The sequence below is a fragment of the Protofrankia sp. Cas4 genome (genome assembly GCF_963555915.1).
In the GTDB taxonomy this organism is placed as follows: domain Bacteria; phylum Actinomycetota; class Actinomycetes; order Frankiales; family Frankiaceae; genus Protofrankia.
In genome coordinates, this window is record NZ_CAUVXL010000217.1 from 1 (window position 1) to 2781 (window position 2781).

General features: G+C 68.4%; 3 protein-coding genes. All 3 read left to right on the top strand.

Annotation, left to right across the window (positions count from 1 at the left end; all coding sequences use genetic code 11):
* Positions 1-606: tRNA dimethylallyltransferase (locus U9979_RS19815; protein WP_322780569.1), on the top strand; the 606-nt coding region annotated here is incomplete at its 5' end.
* A gap of 49 nt (positions 607-655) precedes the next feature.
* Positions 656-1543 (top strand): EAL domain-containing protein, encoded by an 888-nt coding sequence (locus U9979_RS19820; RefSeq protein ID WP_322780570.1) that lies wholly within the window; start codon positions 656-658, stop codon positions 1541-1543.
* 45 nt (positions 1544-1588) lie between these two features.
* Positions 1589-2781 (top strand): GTPase HflX (hflX, locus tag U9979_RS19825; protein ID WP_322780571.1); only part of this gene is annotated, 1193 nt, incomplete at its 3' end.

Consider the following 2781-nt stretch of genomic DNA (forward strand, 5'->3'; position numbering starts at 1 on the left):
GTACTCGTCGGCGGCTCCGGGCTCTATATCAGAGCTGTCATCGACGACCTCAGGTTTCCCGGCACCGACCCGGCGGTGCGAGCACGCCTTGAACGGGAGCTGTCCGAACGTGGGGCTGCCGCGTTACACGCCGACCTGACCGCACGCGCGCCGCAGGCAGCTGCGGCCATACTGGTCGGCAACGGTCGTCGCATCGTGCGCGCGCTGGAAGTGGTGGAGCTTACCGGCGGCTTCACCGCCTCCCTACCGGAGCACCGCGCGGTCTATGACGTTGTTCAGATCGGTCTCGATCATCCCCAGCTCGACGCCCGGGTCGCTGACCGCGTGGCGGAGATGTGGGCTGCCGGCATGGTCGAGGAGGTCCGGATGCTCGCCGACATGGGGCTTCGGAGCGGATGCACCGCTTCGCGGGCGCTGGGTTACGCCCAGGTTCTGGCCTGGCTGGATGGCACGATCGAATCAGACGAATCCGCCCGACTTGCAACAATTGCCGCGACGCGCCGATTCGTCCGCCGACAACGGTCGTGGTTTCGCCGCGATCCCCGCATAATTTGGCTGGACCGTCCTGACGTCGAGCAGGTGGCGGGCATGGTCCGCTCAGCCTGACGGGCGATGGGTACCGGCGACCCGTTCATCCCGGCGTCTGGAGACATCTGTGACCGCGCTCGAGCTGAACCTCGTCCCGGCCCTGTGTGCCGCGTTTGACGACGGGTCGTTGCAGCTGCATTACCAGCCCGAGGTGGACCTGCGCAACGGGTCGGTTCCGGCGATGGAGGCGTTTCTGCGCTGGCAGCATCCCGACCGTGGCCTGCTGAGCCCGGCGCAGTTCATGCCGGTCGCCGAAGCCGCAGGCCTGTCCGAACAGGTCGGCCGCTGGGTGCTTCGAACCGCCGTTGCGGAGGCGCGGACGTGGCACGAGATGGCATCGGGGACCGCCATCCGCCCGCCCCGGCTGTGGGTGAACGTCACCGCCGACCAGCTGACCCGGCCGGACTTCGCCGTCGAGGTGGCAGGCCTCGTGTCTGGCCGCGGGCTGCCACCGGGAGCCCTCGGGCTGGAGTTCACCGAACAGACTCTTGGGCTCGCGCACATCGGGGTACCCCGTCTGTTGACCCACCTACGTTCGTTCGGACCAGCGATCGGCGTCGACGGCTTCGGCACCTGGTATGCTTCAATGTCGACTCTTGACGTCCTGCCACTGGACATGGTGAAGATCGACGGTCGCTTCCTCCACGCAATGCAGCGGGATCTGGAAGGTGAAGCCGTACTGGCCTCGATCATCACGCTGGCTCACCGACGTCGGCTGGTGGTGACAGCGGAGGGCGTTGACAGCATGGTCATCGCGTCCAGGTTGGCCGCGATGAGCTGTGACCGCGGCGCCGGCCGGTTGTTCTGCCCGCCCGTTCCCACTGACGACGCCCGGATGATCGCGCTCGGCCGTGGCCGACCGGACCGCCGGCATGGGCGCTCGGGTCCCGCCTCCCACGCCACCTCCCACCCCCCCGCCACCGTACCGATACGCACCCCGGCCGGCGCCGGCTGATCAGGGATCGACCGCCGGCATCCAACCGCGTCAGAGAAGGGCGATATGACGCTTCCCGCCATTGAGGACTCCATCCGCGACCACGTCCGCAACCACTTCTTCGACGCCACCGGTGAGGGACACGATCTCGCCGACCGGGCGGCCCTGCGCCGGGTACCGGGTCTGACAACCGAACTGGATGACGTCACCGAGGTCGAGTACCGGCAGCTCAGGCTGGAACGGGTCGTCCTCATCGGCGTGTGGACCGCCGGGACCGCAACGGACGTCGCGACCTCCATGACCGAGCTCGCGGCCCTTGCGAACACGGCCGGCTCGGTCATCCTGGACGCACTCGTCCAGCGACGCGACACCCCCGACGCGGCCACGTACGTCGGTTCCGGCAAGGCACGGGAACTGTGCGAGGTCGTTGCCGCCGTCGGCGCCGACACCGTTGTCTGCGACGGTGAACTGACTCCCGGCCAGCTGCGCCAGCTGGAGGACGTCGTCAAGGTCAAGGTCATCGACCGGACCGCGCTGATCCTGGACATTTTCGCCCAACACGCGACATCCCGGGAAGGCAAGGCGCAGGTCGAGCTTGCCCAGCTGCAGTACATGCTGCCGCGGCTGCGTGGCTGGGGTGAGTCGATGTCGCGGTCCGGCGGTGGGATCGGGACCCGGGGCCCTGGCGAAACGAAGATCGAAACTGACCGGCGACGGCTGCGCGCGCGCATGGCCAGGCTCCGCCGCGAGCTCGCCGACATGAAGACGATCCGGGCGACGAAACGGTCGTCGCGCCAACGCAGCGGGGTTCCCGCGGTCACGATCGCCGGCTACACCAACGCCGGCAAGTCCTCGCTGCTCAACCGCCTGACGGGCGCGGGCGTACTCGTCGAGGATGCGCTGTTCGCCACGCTGGACCCGACGGTGCGACGGGCCACGCTCCCCGACGGTCGGACCTTCACCCTCGCTGACACCGTCGGTTTCGTCCGCCACCTGCCGCACCAGATCGTCGAGGCGTTCCGCTCGACGCTGGAGGAGGTCGCGGACGCCGATCTCCTCCTGCACGTGGTCGACGGTTCGCATCCCGATCCGCTGTCACAGATTTCGGCTGTCCGCATGGTGGTCAACGACGTCGACGCCGGGGACGTCCCCGAGCTGGTCGTGGTCAACAAGATCGATACCGCCGACCCGGAGGTCCTGGCCGGGCTGCGCCGAAGCATCCCGAACGCGGTATTCGTGTCCGCACGCACGGGCGAGGG